The 18,492-nt window shown below is 46.7% G+C and carries 14 protein-coding genes; 6 read left to right on the plus strand and 8 right to left on the minus strand.

Annotated elements, in window-relative coordinates:
• Positions 1 to 51: 51 nt before the first annotated feature.
• From nadB to AC1XUF_RS11960, 6 genes are all read right to left on the minus strand, one after another.
• Positions 52 to 1,626 (minus strand): L-aspartate oxidase, encoded by a 1,575-nt coding sequence (gene nadB, locus AC1XUF_RS11935; protein ID WP_483342029.1) that lies wholly within the window; start codon positions 1,624 to 1,626, stop codon positions 52 to 54.
• Between the two features lie 25 nt (positions 1,627 to 1,651).
• Entirely contained in the window at positions 1,652 to 2,647 is a 996-nt protein-coding gene (gene nadA / locus AC1XUF_RS11940; protein ID WP_483342030.1) for a quinolinate synthase NadA, read from the minus strand.
• Between the two features lie 183 nt (positions 2,648 to 2,830).
• Positions 2,831 to 4,252 carry an inorganic phosphate transporter gene (locus tag AC1XUF_RS11945; protein WP_483342031.1) on the minus strand — a complete coding sequence of 474 codons (1,422 nt, stop codon included), beginning with the start codon at positions 4,250 to 4,252 and terminating at the stop codon, positions 2,831 to 2,833.
• An 84-nt stretch (positions 4,253 to 4,336) separates the two neighbouring features.
• Complete coding sequence (gene rlmN / locus AC1XUF_RS11950; protein WP_483342032.1) at positions 4,337 to 5,389, minus strand: dual-specificity RNA methyltransferase RlmN; 1,053 nt, start codon at positions 5,387 to 5,389, stop codon at positions 4,337 to 4,339.
• Between the two features lie 99 nt (positions 5,390 to 5,488).
• Positions 5,489 to 6,022 carry a CvpA family protein gene (locus AC1XUF_RS11955; RefSeq protein WP_483342033.1) on the minus strand — a complete coding sequence of 178 codons (534 nt, stop codon included), beginning with the start codon at positions 6,020 to 6,022 and terminating at the stop codon, positions 5,489 to 5,491.
• On the minus strand, positions 6,019 to 6,471 hold the full coding sequence (locus tag AC1XUF_RS11960) for a GatB/YqeY domain-containing protein (protein WP_483342034.1): 453 nt from the start codon (positions 6,469 to 6,471) through the stop codon (positions 6,019 to 6,021). Before AC1XUF_RS11960 ends, AC1XUF_RS11955 begins: the two co-directional genes overlap by 4 nt.
• Positions 6,472 to 6,674: 203 nt before the next feature.
• Here AC1XUF_RS11960 and AC1XUF_RS11965 point away from each other — a divergent pair, with 203 nt between their 5' ends.
• Positions 6,675 to 7,394: a pyridoxine 5'-phosphate synthase gene (locus AC1XUF_RS11965; protein ID WP_483342035.1), complete on the plus strand. Its 720-nt coding sequence runs from the start codon at positions 6,675 to 6,677 to the stop codon at positions 7,392 to 7,394.
• A gap of 44 nt (positions 7,395 to 7,438) precedes the next feature.
• On the opposite strand, the gene AC1XUF_RS11970 is transcribed toward AC1XUF_RS11965, so the two are convergent.
• A complete protein-coding gene (locus AC1XUF_RS11970; RefSeq protein ID WP_483342036.1) occupies positions 7,439 to 8,890 on the minus strand; it encodes a Gfo/Idh/MocA family protein in 1,452 nt (483 codons plus the stop codon).
• 70 nt (positions 8,891 to 8,960) lie between these two features.
• On the minus strand, positions 8,961 to 9,263 hold the full coding sequence (locus tag AC1XUF_RS11975; protein ID WP_483342037.1) for an SCP2 sterol-binding domain-containing protein: 303 nt from the start codon (positions 9,261 to 9,263) through the stop codon (positions 8,961 to 8,963).
• A gap of 211 nt (positions 9,264 to 9,474) precedes the next feature.
• Between AC1XUF_RS11975 and AC1XUF_RS11980 the strand changes: the two genes are divergently transcribed.
• The 5 genes from AC1XUF_RS11980 to AC1XUF_RS12000 all read left to right on the plus strand — a co-directional run bounded on the left by AC1XUF_RS11980 (position 9,475) and on the right by AC1XUF_RS12000 (position 18,487).
• The gene (locus AC1XUF_RS11980; protein WP_483342038.1) at positions 9,475 to 9,900 is read left to right on the plus strand and encodes a hypothetical protein; all 426 of its coding nucleotides are present in this window, start codon (positions 9,475 to 9,477) and stop codon (positions 9,898 to 9,900) included.
• A gap of 136 nt (positions 9,901 to 10,036) precedes the next feature.
• Positions 10,037 to 12,154, plus strand: coding sequence for a peptidylprolyl isomerase (locus AC1XUF_RS11985; protein WP_483342039.1), 2,118 nt, complete (start codon positions 10,037 to 10,039; stop codon positions 12,152 to 12,154).
• 180 nt (positions 12,155 to 12,334) lie between these two features.
• Positions 12,335 to 13,663, plus strand: coding sequence for a xylose isomerase (gene xylA, locus AC1XUF_RS11990; RefSeq protein ID WP_483342040.1), 1,329 nt, complete (start codon positions 12,335 to 12,337; stop codon positions 13,661 to 13,663).
• Between the two features lie 135 nt (positions 13,664 to 13,798).
• Positions 13,799 to 15,475 carry a tetratricopeptide repeat protein gene (locus AC1XUF_RS11995; RefSeq protein ID WP_483342041.1) on the plus strand — a complete coding sequence of 559 codons (1,677 nt, stop codon included), beginning with the start codon at positions 13,799 to 13,801 and terminating at the stop codon, positions 15,473 to 15,475.
• A gap of 252 nt (positions 15,476 to 15,727) precedes the next feature.
• The gene (locus AC1XUF_RS12000) at positions 15,728 to 18,487 is read left to right on the plus strand and encodes a TonB-dependent receptor (RefSeq protein WP_483342042.1); all 2,760 of its coding nucleotides are present in this window, start codon (positions 15,728 to 15,730) and stop codon (positions 18,485 to 18,487) included.
• Positions 18,488 to 18,492 lie beyond the last annotated feature (5 nt).

An 18,492-nucleotide genomic window follows, 5' to 3' on the forward strand; every position in this document is an offset into this window, starting at 1 on the left:
CGCGGTCGGCTAGACGCGGTCGGCTAGACGCGGTCGGCTAGACGCGGTCGGCTAGACGTGATCAGAATTGTAGTGCAACCCGATATTCTCACGTCTGGCCATAGCCATTTTAATGATCAGGTAAGAAACCGAGATCATGTTCCTAAGCTCACAAATTGCTACCGAAACCTTAGATTCCCGGTAAAGCTGTTCGTGTTCTTCGTGCAATAATTCCAGACGGTCGTATGCTCTTTTCATACGACGGTCCGTCCTGACAATGCCCACGTAATTGGACATAATGCTGTTCAGTTCCCTGGTCATCTCCGTAACCAATACCTGCTCTTCCGGATGTGTTGTACCGGAATCGTCCCATTCCGGTATGTTGTCAGGAGTAAATGCCTCCTCAAAACTGGAAATCGTATTTTCGTAGGCCCTGTGCCCAAACACAACCGCTTCCAGCAAAGAATTAGATGCTAGCCGGTTGGATCCATGTAATCCGGTACAGGAACACTCGCCCACAGCGTACAGGAAGTTGATATTGGTTTTCCCCCACTCATTCACTTTGATCCCACCACACATATAGTGCTGGGCCGGAACCACAGGGATCATCTCTTTGCGTACATCGATACCCTGTTTAAGACAGTACTCTGTAATATTTGGAAAATGCTCTAAAAATTTATCGTAGTCGCAATGCCTTACATCCAAATAAACATGGTCAACCCCATTTTTTTTCATTTCAGAGTCAATGGCCCGTGCTACAATGTCACGAGGTGCCAGTGATAAACGCGGGTCGTAATTTTCCATGAATGTGCTTCCATCCGCCCGCTTCAGAATACCTCCAAATCCGCGTACAGCTTCCGAGATCAGGAAAGAAGGCTTCTGGCCTGGCTGATAAAAGCTGGTTGGATGGAACTGGATAAACTCCATGTTATCGCAAATACCCTTCGCCCGGTATGCCATCGCAATTCCATCACCTGTTGCAATGGTAGGGTTGGTAGTACTCTGGTAAATATTACCGATACCACCGGTGGCAAGCATCGTGGTTTTAGCCAGAAACTTTTCTACATCCCCTGTTCGGCGATTCAAAACGTAAGCTCCAAAACATTTAATGTCTTCCCGATAGCGATAAACTGTTTCGCCTAAATGGTGTTGTGTAATCAGTTCTACCGCATAATAATGCGTGAATATATGAATGCTTTGATGCCGGTTTACCTCTTCCAGCAGTGCGCGCTCGATCTCAGCTCCTGTGATGTCTTTAAAATGAAGGATGCGATGGTCAGAATGCCCTCCTTCTTTCGCCAGATCATATTCTCCGCCACTTTCTCTATCGAAGCGGGTTCCATAATCAATCAATTCCTGAATTCGCTGAGGGGCTTCACGGACAACGATCTCAACAATGTTCCGTTTGTTGACCTCGTCTCCTGCATCCATTGTATCCTGGATATGCTTTTCAAAAGAATCCGACTCTGCCCAAACCACCGCTATGCCGCCCTGCGCATACTTGGTATTCGTTTCGTCGGCCTGGACTTTTGTTATAACTGCAATGGAGACTTCTTGTTTCAAACCGTCGAAATGCCTGGCCAGCTTGGCAGCATAACTCAGCCCCGCGATACCGGAACCAATAATCAGAAAATCGAATTGGGGCATAAATCAAAAATGAATAAAAATGGTGTCAGATGCCTTTGCTTAATTCAAGCATACGGGCAACAGATTCGTAGGCTTTTAGTCGGATGTCTTCCGGGACAAAGATTTCGGGCTGTTCAAAGTAAAGTGCATGATAGACTTTTTCTAACGTGTTCATTTTCATGTACGGGCACTCCGAGCAGGCGCAGGTATTATTATCCGATCCTGGCGCTGGTATCAGCTTTTTATCCGGAACAGACTGTTTCATTTTGTGCAGGATCCCCGCTTCGGTAGCCACAATAAACTGATCATGGTCGGAATCTTTTACAAATTTCAACAGACCGGTCGTCGAGCTCACGAAATCTGCTTGTTTGAGAATATCTTCTTTACATTCGGGATGCGCGATTAACAGTGCGTGTGGATTTTCGTCACGCAATTGTTTCAGCTTTTCCCTTGAAATATCAATGTGTACAATGCAGGCACCATCCCACAGCACCATATCGCGGCCGGTTTTATGTGCGACATATCTACCCAGGTTAGCGTCTGGGGCAAAAATAATCTTCTGATCTTTTGGCAGGCTTTCAACAATCTGCAAGGCGTTGGACGAGGTACAAACGATATCCGTCAATGCCTTGATTTCAGCAGAACAGTTAATGTAGCTGATGACAATGTGGTCAGGATACTGGGCTTTGAAGGCGGCAAACTTATCGGCAGGTGCGGAATCGGCGAGGGAGCAGCCCGCATTCAGGTCGGGAATCACTACCTTTTTGTTCGGACTAAGGATCTTTGCCGTCTCACCCATGAAATGAACCCCGCAAAAAACAATCATATCCGCCTCCGTGGCAGCTGCCTGCTGTGAAAGGCCGAGGCTATCACCAATATAGTCGGCCAAATCCTGGATTTCAGCGTCTACATAATAGTGGGCAAGAATGACTGCGTTCTTCTCCTTTTTCAACCGGTTGATCTCTGCAACCAAATCAATGTCCTCTGCAATTGGCTCGGTCACATAACCGTAACGGCTTACCTGCGCTTCAATAGTTGTCATTATGATGAATAATTGGCTTTTGCTTAATCATAAAAAATTCCGGCCACCGGGTGGCAACCACCGCATTGGCCGAAATTACTACATTAAAACCAATGAAATATAAAGAAAGTGCGGGGTCAACAGGTAAAAGAAAAGCCGTCGGCATAAACCAGACGGCTTTTCAAGCGTGAAAATCTTTTCACACTATAAAATCCAGCGGAAAAATACGTACAGCGTACCGGACAGAACCATAGTCACGGGTAAGGTAAGTACCCAGGCGATCACAATGTTGCGAATCGTCCCGCCTTGCAGGTTTTTGACACCCTTACTAGCCACCATAGACCCCGCGATACCCGACGAAAGTACGTGGGTGGTGCTCACCGGAAGGCCCATGTAAGAAGAAACACCAATTGTACTCGCCGCTACCAGTTCAGCGGAAGCGCCTTGTGCATATGTTAAGTGCTGCTTGCCAATCTTTTCACCAATGGTAATGACGATCCGTTTCCAACCCACCATGGTTCCCAAACCAAGAGAAAGTGAGATCATCAGGATGACCCAGTCAGGTGCGTAATCGGTATATCTCCGGATGCCTTTTTCACTGCCAGACTGCATTTTCAAGAATGCCTTATCTGCCACATTGAGGTTGGCCTGGCCGTTATCCAGGATGGTTTTCGTATTACGGCTGATCAGCAAAAGAGAGCGACGCGCATTCATGCGTTGGTCGAGCGGAAGACGATGATCCGGAAGTGGATGATCAATTTGCGCATGCAAAGTCGTGATTTCATTCTTAATCGTCTGAAGGTGCGCACGGTCCGAAACAGATAGTCTGGAAGAATCAATTCTGTTCATGGCCTGTTCGATACCAACCAGGTCCGTTTTCATCAACATAGGATCCTTGCTGTTGTCCAGTGCAAAATGAGCGGGAACAATCCCGATCAAAATCAGCATGACCAGGCCTACCCCTTTCTGCCCGTCGTTGGATCCATGGAAAAAGCTGACAAGGGTACAAGTAGTGATTAATATAGCCCTGATCCAGATCGGCGGTGCCTGATTTTTCTTTGGCTCGCTAAAAACGATTTCGCGGATGGGTTTAGATAGCGCCCTGCGCAGAATAAACATGATGATGATCGCCAGGGCAAATCCAAAAATAGGCGATGTTAATAATGACATGAACAACTCCTCCGCCTTCGACCAGTTAACCCCCGTGGCATTGGAATTCTCCGGCATGAAGGTAAATGCAAGCCCCACTCCAAGAATGGACCCGATCAGCGTATGCGAACTGGAACTCGGAAGGCCAAAATACCAGGTACCCAAATTCCAGATAATCGCACTGAACAGCAGGGAAAAAACCATAGCTGCGCTGTGATAAACATTCTGATCAATCAAAAGTTCGACAGGCAACAGGTTCACAATGCCCATCGCAACTGCGATTCCGCCCAGGAAAACGCCGCAAAAGTTCATAAAACCAGACCATATCACCGCAATATTGGGTTTTAATGAATTGGTATAGATCACAGTTGCTACTGCATTGGCGGTATCGTGAAAACCATTAACAAACTCGAATGCGCAGGCCGCTAAAATACTAAAAGCGAGGAGGAGGAAAATGTCGGTTTCAAGACCAAACATAAATGGAGTATAGGTTTATTTATTGGACGCAAAGCTACTTATTCTTGTCCGTTGAAATATTAACAAATTGTTAAGCCAGGTTGGTCATGCTGTTTCCTTGTTGGCCAATTGTCCGCAGGCGGCGTCAATATCTTTACCCCTGCTCCGGCGCACGTGAACGGAAACACCTCTGTCTTCCAGGAAAGCCGCAAATTTATCCAGCCGGTCAGCTTCGGTATTTTTAAAATCCGCCTCCGCGATTGGGTTGTATTCGATAATGTTCACCCTTGCCGGCACACGTTTGGTGAACTCCCAAAGCTCCCTGGCATCCTGCAAAGTATCATTGAAGTTATTGAAGACAATGTATTCAAAAGTGATCCGGTTACCGGTTTTCTTATAAAAGTAATTCAGTGCCTCTGCCAGGTTATCCAGCGAATTGGATTCATTGATAGGCATGATCTGGTTTCTTTTGGCATCATTGGCGGCATGCAGTGAAAGCGCAAGCCGGAAACGTACTTCATCATCTCCCAGCTTCCTGATCATCTTCGCAATCCCGGCTGTTGAAACGGTAATTCGTTTGGGTGACATATTCAGACCTTCCGGAGAGGTAATATGTTCTATTGATTTCAGCACATTTGCGTAGTTCAGAAGCGGCTCACCCATTCCCATGTAAACGATATTCGTAAGCGGCGCTTTAAAACTACCCTCAGCCTGGCGCGCGATAGCTACGACCTGATCATAAATCTCACCTGCTTCCAGGTTTCGTTTGCGGTCCATATATCCGGTCGCGCAAAATTTGCAGGTCAGCGAACAACCGACCTGGCTACTTACACAGGCCGTCATTCTGTCTGCGGCAGGGATAAGTACGCCTTCGACGAGATTACCGTCGAAAAGCCGGAACGCGGACTTAATGGTCCCGTCGTTGCTCTGCTGCTGTTTGGCAACATCCATCGAATGGATCACAAAATGCTCGCCCATCAGCTGGCGGGTTGCCAGTGAAAGGTTGGTCATTTCAGCAAAGGAGTTGGCTGATTTTTTCCAGATCCATTCATAGATCTGCTTGGCCCGAAAAGCTTTTTCTCCGTGATCAGCCATCCAGGTCTTGATCTGCCCCACATCCATTTTCCGGATGTCCTGCTTGTTTTGTACTTCGGTCATGTGATTTTTTTGCTGGAAACCGCTCGTATCCAACCTATTTGTCTGCAAAGGTACTGAAACTCAATATTGAAAGCTTAACCTCACCTGGATTTTGAAAGTTCAATCGTCCAGATATTCGCGCTTCCATTCCCGGATCAGCTCTGTCCCCGAAGGCATTAATGTCAATGCTTTGGTGATCAGATTGGGGGCAACCGGGACAACAAGGGGGTAAAGGAAGGTATCATCAGTACGGTGTGCTGGGATTTTCACCCCGATCATATTTACGAGCCAAAAAAATTCGCTGATGCCGAACACCCAGGTAAATACGCCCACAATACCCCCCGCGAGGCTGTCGAATGTTCCCAGAATGGAATACCTGAGCGATCTCCGGATTGCATAACCAAATTGATTTAAAAGAAATATGGTTGGGAAGAAAATAACCGAAAACCCGATATAAGGCAGGATTTTTTTGGCCATACTATCGCTGAAATATGGAGTAAGTACTTCCATCCCTAAGCCCAGGAACTTAAATCCCAGGATCATGGCGACCACAAGGCCCGCAATACCTATTATTTCGATCAGCAGCCCTTTGCGGTAGCCATGCAATGCTCCCCACAGCAGGGGAAGAAGGATGAGTACATCCAATAACTTCATGCCAATAAGCTCTTAACCAAGGTAGAAATCACGCGTCCTTCAGCCTGCCCTGCCAATTCTTTGGTCGCAACACCCATCACTTTTCCCATATCCGAAGGCCCCGCTGCGCCAACCCGAGCTATAATTTCCTGAAGTTTGGCTTTCACCTCTTCTTCGCTTAATTGTTTGGGGAGGAATTGCTCTATCACCGCCAGCTCTGCCTCTTCTTTTTCAAGAAGGTCCGCACGGTTTTGCGCTTTGTAAATATCTGCTGATTCGCGCCTTTGCTTTGCAGCCTTGGTCAACAACTTAAGTTCGTCTTCCGAACTAAGATCCCCACCGGCAGCACGACCTTTGGTTTCTTCCAATAATATAAGGGACTTGATGGCGCGCAAAGCACGTAAAGTATCTTGATCTTTGGCACGCATAGCATCTTTAATGCCTGATTCTACCTGACTTTTGAGTGACATATAGGATAATGATTGAATGAATGAATTCTGAATGATTGAATGTTGATGATAAAATGAACGAATTCTGAATGGGAGTGCTAAATTTGCTTTCGGCCTGCAAAGGTAAACGAATCAACTTAATTGCACTTCATTCAACCCAATCATTCCCGTTCCAAGGCAGACCCATTCAATCATTCAGTCATTCACTCTATCCAAAACTCAACATGACCCGGCTAAGCGTCAACATTAATAAAATCGCAACCCTCAGAAATTCAAGAGGCGGCGACAATCCTAATGTCCTGAAAGTTGCGCTGGATTGCGAGCGGTTTGGGGCACAGGGTATAACCGTCCACCCCCGGCCCGATGAGCGGCATATACGCTATCAGGATGTTTATGACCTGAAAGAAGTGGTAACGACTGAGTTTAATATTGAAGGAAATCCCTCGGAAAAAAAATTCGTCGAATTGGTCCTCGCTAACAAACCTGACCAGGTTACACTCGTACCCGATGCGCTCAATGCCATTACCTCCAATGCGGGTTGGGATACCGTTGGCAAGAAAAACGAGTTAACAGGCCTGGTAGCCATTTTTAAGTCCGCAGGAATCCGGGTTTCTGTATTTGTGGATGCAGATGAACGTATGGTAGAAGGCGCAAAAATCTGCGGTGCCGACCGGGTAGAGCTGTATACGGAACCTTATGCCGCAGGTTATTTTGAAAATCGCCAGAAGTCGGTACTGCCTTTTATCGTAGCGGCAGAAAAGGCACGTGAGCTAGGGCTGGGATTGAATGCGGGCCATGACCTGAGCCTGGATAACCTTCATTTTCTGAAACAATGTATTCCCTGGATGGATGAAGTTTCAATCGGACACGCGCTAATTTCGGATGCACTATATCTCGGGTTGGAAAATACGGTACAAATGTACCTGCGGGAACTGGAACTATAATCAAAAACAGGCTTACTGGCCAAAGTACCGGTAAGCCTGCACTTTTACCATCCGGTACGATATTCCCTCTTCACAAATTGATTGGCCAGATCGAAGTTAGTAATCTTCATGCTGTCCCCGTCCCAGATCAGCTTCTGCCTTCCCGGGAAGCTAAAACCCTTTCCGTCGGCCTTTGCTTCTCTGTACATATAAGAACGCACTGCGAGGTTCCCCATCAGAACAATTTCAGTAAGCGGGCCTGACTGATCAAAAGAGGAACTGGTATAAGCACCATATCCCTTTTTACAAGCCTGTACAAACTGCTGCTGATGGCCTTCCCAGCTGCCCTTCACCAATTCTCTTGGCTTGGTAGCAATCCTGACCGTTTCGAATTTCTTTTCCGGCCACAGCCTGGGCTTTTCACCAAACATTTCGGCACTTAAAATACCTTTGGTACCCACAAAGAGCATTCCTCCATCTACGCTTCCGAAGACCGTTTTGTAATCACAACCATCTGGTAGCTGAGGGCGCATTCCACCGTCATACCACGAAAAGTTGATTTCCTTCCCAGGTGTTTTGGAGGCAAATTTCAAATGGATCATCGCAGAAGTCGGCCCGACGTCATCGAAAAACGACTGCTGAAAAAAATCCGAATAAACAGATCCCACGCTGCATTCAACCGAAGTTGGATATCCTAGTTTCAGGGCGCGGAAGGGTACATCGATAAAGTGGCAACCCATGTCACCCAAAGCACCTGTACCGAAATCCCAATATCCCCTCCATCTGAAAGGCATGTAAGCTTCGTGGTAATCGCGTTTCGGGGCGGTACCCAGCCACAAATCCCAGTCCACACCGGGAGGGACTGGCTGTGATTCTCCCCTGTCTTTGGGGGATTTTACACCCTGTGGCCAAACAGGACGGTCTGTCCAGACGTGAATGGTATGCACATCGCCCAAAACGCCTGATTGCACCAGCGCTTCAGTCTGGCGAGTACCGTCGCTGCTACTGCCCTGGTTCCCCATCTGAGTTACTACCTTATACTTTTTCGCAGCAGCAGCCAGGCTACGCGCCTCCCAGATATCTTTAGTAAGTGGTTTTTCAACATACACATGTTTGCCCAATTCAATGGCCGCAACCGCGATCGGGTAATGCATGTGGTCCGGGGTCGTCACCAGAACCGCATCAATATGCTTAGCTTCCTTTTCATACATTTTCCTAAAATCCTTGTAGTACGGCGCATTAGGAAACTGTTTACGGTATTTTTCGGATTGGCGGTCGTCTACATCGCAAAGCGCCACGATGTTTTCCGTACCTCCATTATAGGCCTGGCGGACATTTACATCGCCTTTCCCGCCACATCCCACAGCGGCAATATTCAACTTGTCGCTGGGAGGGATGAACCCTTTGCCCAGGACATGCCTCGGAACGATCATAAAACCACCCGCTGCAAGTGCACCGGCTTTCACGAAATCCCTTCGCCCGATGTTGCTTTCTACGATTTTGTTCTCATTTTCCATACCTGATAGTGAATTCTGATGGGTGAAATATTGCCGATGAAAGAAAAAAGGCTACCTGGCTCCCGGCCTACTATCGCCCCTTGAAAGTTTCAGCGATTTTCATTGCGACCCCCATATCCCCTTCGATCTTGAGCTTACCTGTCATCAGGGCCATCATAGCGTTCAGATCACCGTCAATGAGTTTCAGGGCATTTTTTGTAGAAATTTCGAAGGTACAATCTGCTTCCAGGTCGTCATTGCTGACCGCATTGGGAATTGATTTCCCATCGACAAACACATTGCCTTCATCGGTAACAAACTTGGCCGTTGCGTCCAGCCCGCTATCGGTCCCCAGAATATTTTTAACACGGTCGGTCAGGATTTGCAGGCTCATAATAACAGTCTTTACGTTGTTAGAATTTTTATTGGACTAAAACGACAAATGTATGTCCCCTCATAAGAATATTCAAATGCCTTTGGTGTTTTCAGCTAAAACATCAAATTTTACATCCTTCATCAGAAAAAGCTGCTGATTTATTTCTATCCGAATGAGTGATATTGTCAATCGACCCACGTTCCTTACCGTTTTGTGCTTTCTTACTTTTATGAATTCAGTTTCAGGCCTTTGGACACAATCGGAAAGATTGTGGAACCCTGGCGTGGTCGCAGACAAAACCAGGGAGACATTTGAAGAGGTACGTGAAAATCTGGAAAAGCAGACGACCACGACGGATACCAAAACCATGGATAAAATGTTTGACTCGGTTATCGAGCAAACCACCCCTCGATCCGTTACCGTCAGCGCCGTCATCACCCTGATTTTCGAATCGCTGTCGCTCTTTGCCGCCTACTTCATGTGGAATCTTCAAAAAAAAGGTTTTTACCTATATATAGCAGGTATGGTGGTGGCATTCCTGGGACCACTGTTCCTCATTGGAGGCTGGCTGGGCGCCATTACGTCGATAGCAGGTATATTCCTCAGCGTCTTTATGCTGATCATGTACGCTTTCAATCTTAAATACATGGAGTAACCTTCCTGTTTATCATTTGATAGAGACTCATGTATTTACGGCAAGTGGCGACCTGCCAATTATCGAAATTGAAACGTAAGGTCTTGCATTCCATGAAGAAAAGATTTTATTTTGCGGACTAATTTGAATCGAGAAAATGGCTTTAATTAACAAAATCAGAGAAAAATCCGGGATTGCCGTGACGGTAATCGCTATCAGCTTAATCCTTTTTATGGTAGGGGGCGACCTTATGGGACCAAATTCAATACTTGGAGGAGGAAATAACCAGGTTGTAGGCGAGATTGCTGGTCACAAAATTGATATCAAGGATTTTCAAAGCCGGGTCGATGGTTTCCGCCAGAATTACGAAGCACAATCGGGCCGCAGCCTGAATGAAAATGAGCTTACTTCACTGAGGGATCAGGCCTGGAATCAATTTGTAGTGGATATCGCTTACAAAAAACAATACGAAGACCTCGGACTTTCTGTAACCGACGAAGAACTGTATGATATGGTACAAGGGAACCATATCAGCCCATCCATTTTACAAGCCTTCTCTGATCCAACCAGTGGCCGTTTTGACAAAAATGCGGTTATTAATTATCTGAAAAACCTCAAAACACTTCCTCTCGAACAACAAAAATCGTGGGAAAACTTTGAGAAAAACCTGAGAGAAGAACGCACCCGTGCCAAATACGAAAATCTGCTGAAACTTTCGACTTATACACCAAAGGCTCAGGCTGAAAAAGAATATATCGCGCAAAACACCAAAGCCAATCTGCGCTACTTATATGTTCCTTATTTCTCGGTTGTTGATACAACTATTAAAGTGACCGACGCCCAACTGGAAGACTACCTGAGCGCTCACCGCAAAGAATATAAAGGAACTGATACCCGTTCGATAGAATATGTGACTTTCCCGATCCAGCCTGCCAAAGACGACAGTGCTGCCTTGTATTCAGAAATTAAAGATCTTGCGCGTGGACTGGCCACTGCGCAAAATGATTCTGCTTTTGCAGCAATGAATTCCGACATTCCCCTCCCCATCAATCAGTCATTGGGAACGATGACCGACCAGTTGAAGGAAGCGGTTAAAACCTTTGTACCTGGCGGTGTTTACGGTCCTTACCGCGAAGGCAATACCTATTTTATTTACAAGTATGGAGGTACTAAATCGGATACCGTTTCTTCTGCAAGGGCCAGCCATATTTTGGTTCGTGCAGAAAACCAGTCCGATTCCGCTAAGGCGGCTGCACGCACCAAAGCAGAGGGAATTCTTGCACAGATCCGCGCAGGTGCTAATTTTGAAGCACTTGCCGCCACTTCCAGCGCAGACCAGGGTTCTGCTCAGCGTGGTGGGGACGTAGGTTACTTTCAAAACAATGGTGCAATGGTGAAGCCTTTCGAAGAGGCAGTTTTCTCTGCTACTGCCCCAGGGTTAATTCCAAGATTGGTGGAAAGCCAGTTTGGTTTCCATATCATTAAAGTAACCGATCCTAAGTCCAATACATTGTACCGAATCGCTGCTATAGGAAAGACAATTGCGCCAAGCCAGGCTACCCGTGACGAAGCTTACAGGAAAGCAGATGAGTTTGTCAATTCCGTGAAAACAAAGGAACAGTTCGACGAGGCAGTAAAGAAAAACAAGTCACTGGTGCTCGCAACCGCAAACCGCATCCCTGAATCTGCAACCAATATCAATGCGATTCAAAATGGCCGCGAAATTGTTAGATGGGCTTTCAAAGATGATTCCAAAATCAACTCCGTTTCCCAGGTGTTTGAAACCGAAGAACAATATATTGTTGCTGTCCTGACTGGAAAATCGGATGCGAAAGATGTGAAAATAGACGATTTCCGCGATGAGCTGACCACCAAAGTACGTAACCAGATCAAATCCGAGCAAATCACTGCCAAGCTGAAAGCCGCTACAGGTGACCTTGAAACCATCGCCAAAAAATATGGTGCCGGTGCATTGGTTGAATCGGCAACCGACATTTCTCTTGCTACCGGTTTCCTGACCAGCGCAGGCTTCGACCCCATCGCACTTGGAAAGGCGTTCGGCCTTAAACCCGGTCAGAAAACGGGTGTTTTCACAGGCGAAAATGGTGTTTTCATTATGGAATTGGTCAGCAAGGCAGATGCTCCGAAAATTGCTGACTTTACCCAATACAAAACACAGTTAACCCAATCATTGGAAAGCAGGATGTCATATTTGGTGAATGAGGCGATCCGTGAAAACGCGAAGATCGAAGACCACCGGGCAAAATTCTTTTGATTTAAGAAATAAAAATCTTGCGTAAAGAGGAGCAGAATTTCATTCTGCTCCTCTTTTTTATGAGACTGCAAACTTTTCAAAAAAAAGTGATAGTATTGCAGTATAAATTGTCAATACTACACTTAATAAGTGGTTAGCTTTGGCTTCTGAAACTATTACCAAACGATTAATAAAAACACAATGAGCATTCTACTCGGAGAACAAGAGTATTTTAAAGGAATAGGGAAAATCGCATACGAAGGACCCGAAACGGATAATCCGCTGGCATACCGTTGGTATGATGAAAACCGAATTGTTGCAGGCAAAAGCATGAAAGACCACCTTCGGTTCGCCATTGCTTATTGGCATACATTTTGCGGTGCTGGGCTTGATCCTTTTGGAGGCCCTACTCTTTTTTATCCATGGGACAAAAAGCCCGATGCAGTTGACCGTGCTAAGGATAAAGCCGACGCAGCTTTCGAATTAATCACCAAATTGGGTGCTCCCTATTATTGCTTTCATGATGTGGATGTAGTGGACTATGCCGACGATGTCCGCACAAATGAAAAAAGGTTACAAGCATTGACTGAATACCTTGGTCAGAAACAAAAAGAATCCGAGGTAAAATTGCTTTGGGGAACTGCCAACCTGTTTGGCCACCATCGTTATATGAACGGTGCTTCTACCAATCCCGATTTCGATGTGGTAACACACGCTGGCGCACAGGTAAAAATGGCATTGGATGCCACTATCGCCTTGGGCGGAGAAAATTATGTATTCTGGGGAGGTCGTGAGGGTTACATGACGCTCTTGAACACAGACATGAAGCGCGAGCAGGAACATTTTGCCCAAATGCTGAAAATCTCCGTGGCTTATGCCCGTTCCAATGGCTTCAAAGGCAAGTTCTTCATCGAACCAAAACCTTGTGAACCTACCAAACACCAATACGATTATGACGCAGCAACCGTGATCGGTTTCCTGCGCCAGCACGATCTGCTGGGTGACTTTGCACTGAACCTGGAAGTGAACCACGCTACATTGGCTGGACATACATTTGAACATGAATTGCAGGTTGCGGCCGATGCCGGAATTTTAGGGTCTATCGACGCCAACCGCGGTGACTACCAGAACGGCTGGGATACAGATCAGTTTCCTAACGACATAGCAGAATGGACCAAGGCACTTTTGGTAATCCTCAAAGCCGGTGGATTAAAAGGAGGCGGTATCAATTTTGACGCAAAACGCCGTCGTAATTCTACCGATATGGAAGATGTTTTTTATGCGCATATCGGTGGTATCGATACTGTTGCAAGGGCATTGATCGTAGCTGATAAAATCATCAGTAATGGAGAGTACGACAAAATCCGCACCGACCGTTATGCCAGCTTTGACAGCGGTAAAGGCGCAGAATTTGAAGCCGGAGCATTGAAACTGGAAGATCTTTTTGAACTGGCCGCTACTAAAGGCGAGCCTGCAACCACTTCCGGAAGACAGGAATATCTGGAAAACCTGATCAACCGTTTTATCTGACCAGACTCCAAGATTACCCCAATATTAATTTATCAGAAGCCATCGGTTCACTTCGATGGCTTTTGACATTTATACATCTTTATTTGTGCGGCCGGAATTAACTTGCAACCGGATTAATCATAGTGAACCGGAACTATGAACATTGGAGTTGTAAAAACTTACCGCATATTGAAAACTTGCCTGATTGGCATTTCTTGTCTTCTTTACATCCTTTCCGCCGCTGTTTGCCTTGCTCAAACTCAAAATTCAGCAAAGGATCTTCCAGAATCCGATGTTCTGATCATCAATAATTTACCCAAACCGGATTCCCTGTTACTTGCGATTAAAGAGAATTATAACAAAGCTGTCCAAGGTAATCGCGAAAAGGAAGCCGCAAGCTATCTTCAGCAAATTGGACAGCTGCTCTTTATTTCCGGACAATATCCCCAATCGCTGGATTATCTGCTCCGCGCCGAAAAGCTTTTGAGAAGCAATAATCAGAAAAAAATGCTGGGCGCCAATCTGGGCATGCTCGGAGAGCTGTATTATCGGAGCCGACAACCTCAGTTGGCACGGAAACAATACGACGAAGCGCTAACCCTTTACGAGGACTTGAAATATGAATCGGGGAAAGCTGAGATTTATGGCGCGATCGGACATTTGTATGAAAAAACGCAGCAGTACGACAGCGCCTTTTACTTCCAGCGAAAAGCGCTCGCTTCCTTTCAGCGCGACCATCATATGGAGGGTGCTGCCAAGATTTATGAGAATATCGGAAGCATTTATGAGGACCTGGAAGATTATGATTCGGCCTACCATTATTTTAATAAAGCCTATATATTGAATGGAAAGCGTGGAAACGAAAGAGCTCAGATCGAAGTAGTCAACAACCTGGGCGACATGCTGCGCAAGACCGGAAAATTCAGGGAAAGTCTGGTGTACAGTTTTAAAAGCCTGGACATGGCCAGGAGAAAGGGAGATTTGTACCAACAGTCCGGCGCGTTCAACGATCTTGCAAAAGCCTATAACCTCCTCAATAAAAACGACAGCGCCTTCCATTATCTCGCACTCAGCCGGAGTTATCTGAATGATATCTATTCTGAAGAAAGCAACAAGCAGCTTGCACTGCTTCAGACGCTTTATGAAATAGAGAAAAAAGACAGCGAAATTGAAAAATTGACCGAAGCCAGAAAAGCCGATACGCTGATTGCGATTGCTACCGCTGTAACGGTTGTCCTGATCATCCTGATCGCTGCATTGATCATCAGTCGGCAAAGGCTCAAAATCCGGAATGAGCAAAAACTAAGCGCCCAGAACAAGCAGGTTTACGAAACACAAAGCCAGCTTATGGAAGCCGAACTGAAAAACAAACAGCTGGAAGAAGAAAATCTCAGGCAGCAACTGGAAACCAAAACCAAGGAATTGAGCAGCTATACGCTCCACGTGATCCGGAAAAACCAATTGCTTGAAAACCTGCGCTCCAAACTGGTTGAAATGTTGAAGGACGACAAAAGAGACCAAAGAAAGCAAATCAGGGCATTGGCTGAACAGATCAACGACGGATTGCAGGACGACCGGCATTGGGAGGAATTCCGGGGTATTTTTGAACAAGTCCACCAGTCGTTTTTTGAACGTTTGCAGCAACGCGCCGATTCTCTTACCGCTAATGACCTCCGCCTCATTGCGCTCATTAAGATGAACCTTACGTCCGCCGACATCGCGACATTGCTGGGCATATCCCAGGACAGCCTGCGCGTGATCCGGTACCGTCTCAGGAAAAAACTCAATCTTCTTCCGGGCGATAATTTGTCTTCATTTATCCAGGCAATCTAACCGGATAACAATTTCATAACATTACCTTAACGCAAAGATAATGGCTTAAACAAGATAGTTAATATTTTGATTGTCAACTATTTATATACCAATTTAAACACTTGTTGCCTTCCTGTAACGCCCTCATTTTGCATGTTGCCCTTTTGTTAACGGAGCGGTTTGTTCAGCCCGGATTTCTTTCGTCAACTTCGTCCCGCAATTTAAGAGCGGCCCAAAACAACCCGCTTCTTCATCACAGTTTCGAAGTTGAATATGAATTTGAAAATCTACTTATGCTTCCTGATCTTAGGTTTGACTGCCGGATATATGCAGGCTGGTACGATTAAAGGAAAATTATCAGAAGCCAAAACCGGCGAACCTGCATTGGGCGTGGTCGTTCATATAGAAGGTACCGGCATGCACGATATCTCGGGTCTCGACGGGTCCTTCTCTATTGGGAACCTGCAAAAAGGCACTTACAAAATTTCCATCCGCCATATTTCCTACGCACCCGTTCTCAGGGAACTTTCAATTACTGGCGACGAGACCGTCCGACTTGACCTGGTGCTCGAGCCGTCGGTAACATTGAACCTGAACGAAGTGTCCGTTACCGGTAAAAGAGACGGAGCAAGTGACAACACGGCCCGATTGATGGAGCGGAATGCTGCACAGGTAATGAATATCGTGTCGGGTAAAACCATCCAGATTTCCCCGGACCTAACCGTCGCCAATGTAATCCAGCGTGTATCGGGTGTCTCCATAGAACGGAACAGCAATGGCGACGGCCAGTATGCGATCCTGCGCGGCATGGATAAACGCTACAACTACACGCTGGTGAATGGCGTGAAAATTCCAAGCCCTGATAACAAATACCGCTACGTTCCTCTGGACATTTTCCCTTCTGATTTGCTCGAACGCCTGGAAATATACAAAGCATTGACACCTTCGATGGAGGGCGACGCGATGGGCGGCGCTGTGAATATGGTGATGAAAGATGCGCCTGATCGGTTTATGCTTTCAACAAATATCTCCGGCGGATACAATGAACTGTTTATGCAGCGCAAGTTTACAACCTATGGCTTTAAGGATCTCCAGACGCAATCGCCTTATGAGAAAAACGGGAGCCAATACAATGCGGCACCTTCGGATTTTTCCAATGCACCTGTTAACTATAAGTCCAAGTCCCCGCTTCCGAATTTGCTGGGCAGCATTGCTATAGGGAACCGTTTCCTGAACAACAAGCTGGGCGTACTGCTCGCGGGCAGTTTTCAAAATACTTACCGCGGCTCCAATAGCCTGTTTTTTGATTCGGAAACGGTGGATACGCTCCGTGGCGAGACACTCACGAAAATGAATGAGCGGAAATATTCGGAGCAGCAGATCCGGTACGGGGCACATTCAAAAATTGACTACCGGATCAATGATCAGCATAAAATCCAGTTCTACGGGGCATTGATGAACCTCACCAACATTCAGGTACGCGACGTAAAATCAACCCAACTGACGATCGGTGGTTACGACCCGGAAGCAGGTAATGCAACATTACAATTCTCGACGCGGTCGCGCCTCACGCGGCAACAGATCCTGAACACGACATTGCAGGGCAAGCACCAGTTAACCGATCATTTTTCCGTTCAATGGTCTGCTGTTTATTCCAAAGCCACCAATAAGGTTCCCGATAATGTGACGGTGCCTTTGACCGGCGTGATGAAGAATTTCGTGGAAAGGCGCACGACCGTGGACGACGCGTCCCGGCGCTGGGAACACAACTCCGACCGCGATCTCTCGGGCTATCTCAACCTGACATACCAGATGCATTTCGGCAGCATGCAGGTCGACTGGACAGCCGGTGGCTTGTACCGCGACAAATCCCGAAGCAACTTCTACAACAACTACCAGTTGCGTCCCGCCGACCCATTTGCGGAATACGGCAAAGATTTCACCGACTATTCACAGATCAAATGGGTGATCCAGAACCCGCGCGGCTCGGTAGCCAGCGCCTTAAACTACGACGCAACAGAGAAAATTACCGCCGGCTATTTACAATTCCGGGGCGAGACCCAAAACCTGGAAGTACTGGGCGGCGTGCGGGCCGAAGCCACAAACCAGGGTTACTCCATGCTTTTCCCGATCGGGGAAGACCGGCCAACCGGCAAGCAGGTGTACACCGATCTGCTTCCCAGCATTCATTTCAAGTTTAAACCTGAAAACCACATTAACCTGCGGGCTTCCTATTTCCGCTCGATCAACCGCCCGGGTTTTTTCGAGATCGTTCCTTACCGCATTGTGAATGAAGAATACCAGGAGCGGGGCAACGCAGATTTGAAAAGAGCCGTCGCCGACAATTTTGACTTGCGTTACGAGCTGTTTCCAAAAGCCTCCGAGCAGTTTATGGTGGGTTTATTTTACAAAGCCATCAAAGACCCGATCGAGTACACTTTGCAGCGTGACGCGATCCGGGGTCAAGACATTTACTATTCGCCGGGCAATTTCGGGAATGCAAAAAACTACGGGATCGAGATCGATTACATCAAGTACATCAAGGTATTCGGGATAAAGGCCAACTATACCTACACACATTCGAAGATCACCACGCCAAAGTCCAAACGTATCCGGAACGAAAGCAGCGATTTGGAAACGATCAATGTAAGCCAGTCGCGGCCACTTTATGGACAGGCGGCGCATGTGGCCAATTTGTCTGTCCTCTATAAAAATGCCAAAAATGGCTTTGATGCGCAGGTCGCAGGAAGTTTCACCGGCGACAGGATCAACACGGTATCCCAGTTCATTGATAATGATCTCTGGCAAAAGGGTTTTATCCAGGTCGATGCTTCCGTGGAAAAAACATTCAACAACCACCTGGGGATTTTCGCCAAAGCCAATAACCTGCTCGACACGCCGATGGAAGTATACATGAAAAACGTCAGCAGCGCCAATTCCAAAATTCCATTTCAGACAGATAGTAAAAGAACATTGATCCGGCGCGACCGCTACCAGCGCTCCTACCTGCTCGGTGTGAGATACAAGTTTTAATCATT

This window comes from Dyadobacter sp. HNCC25DJ185 (assembly GCF_056895195.1).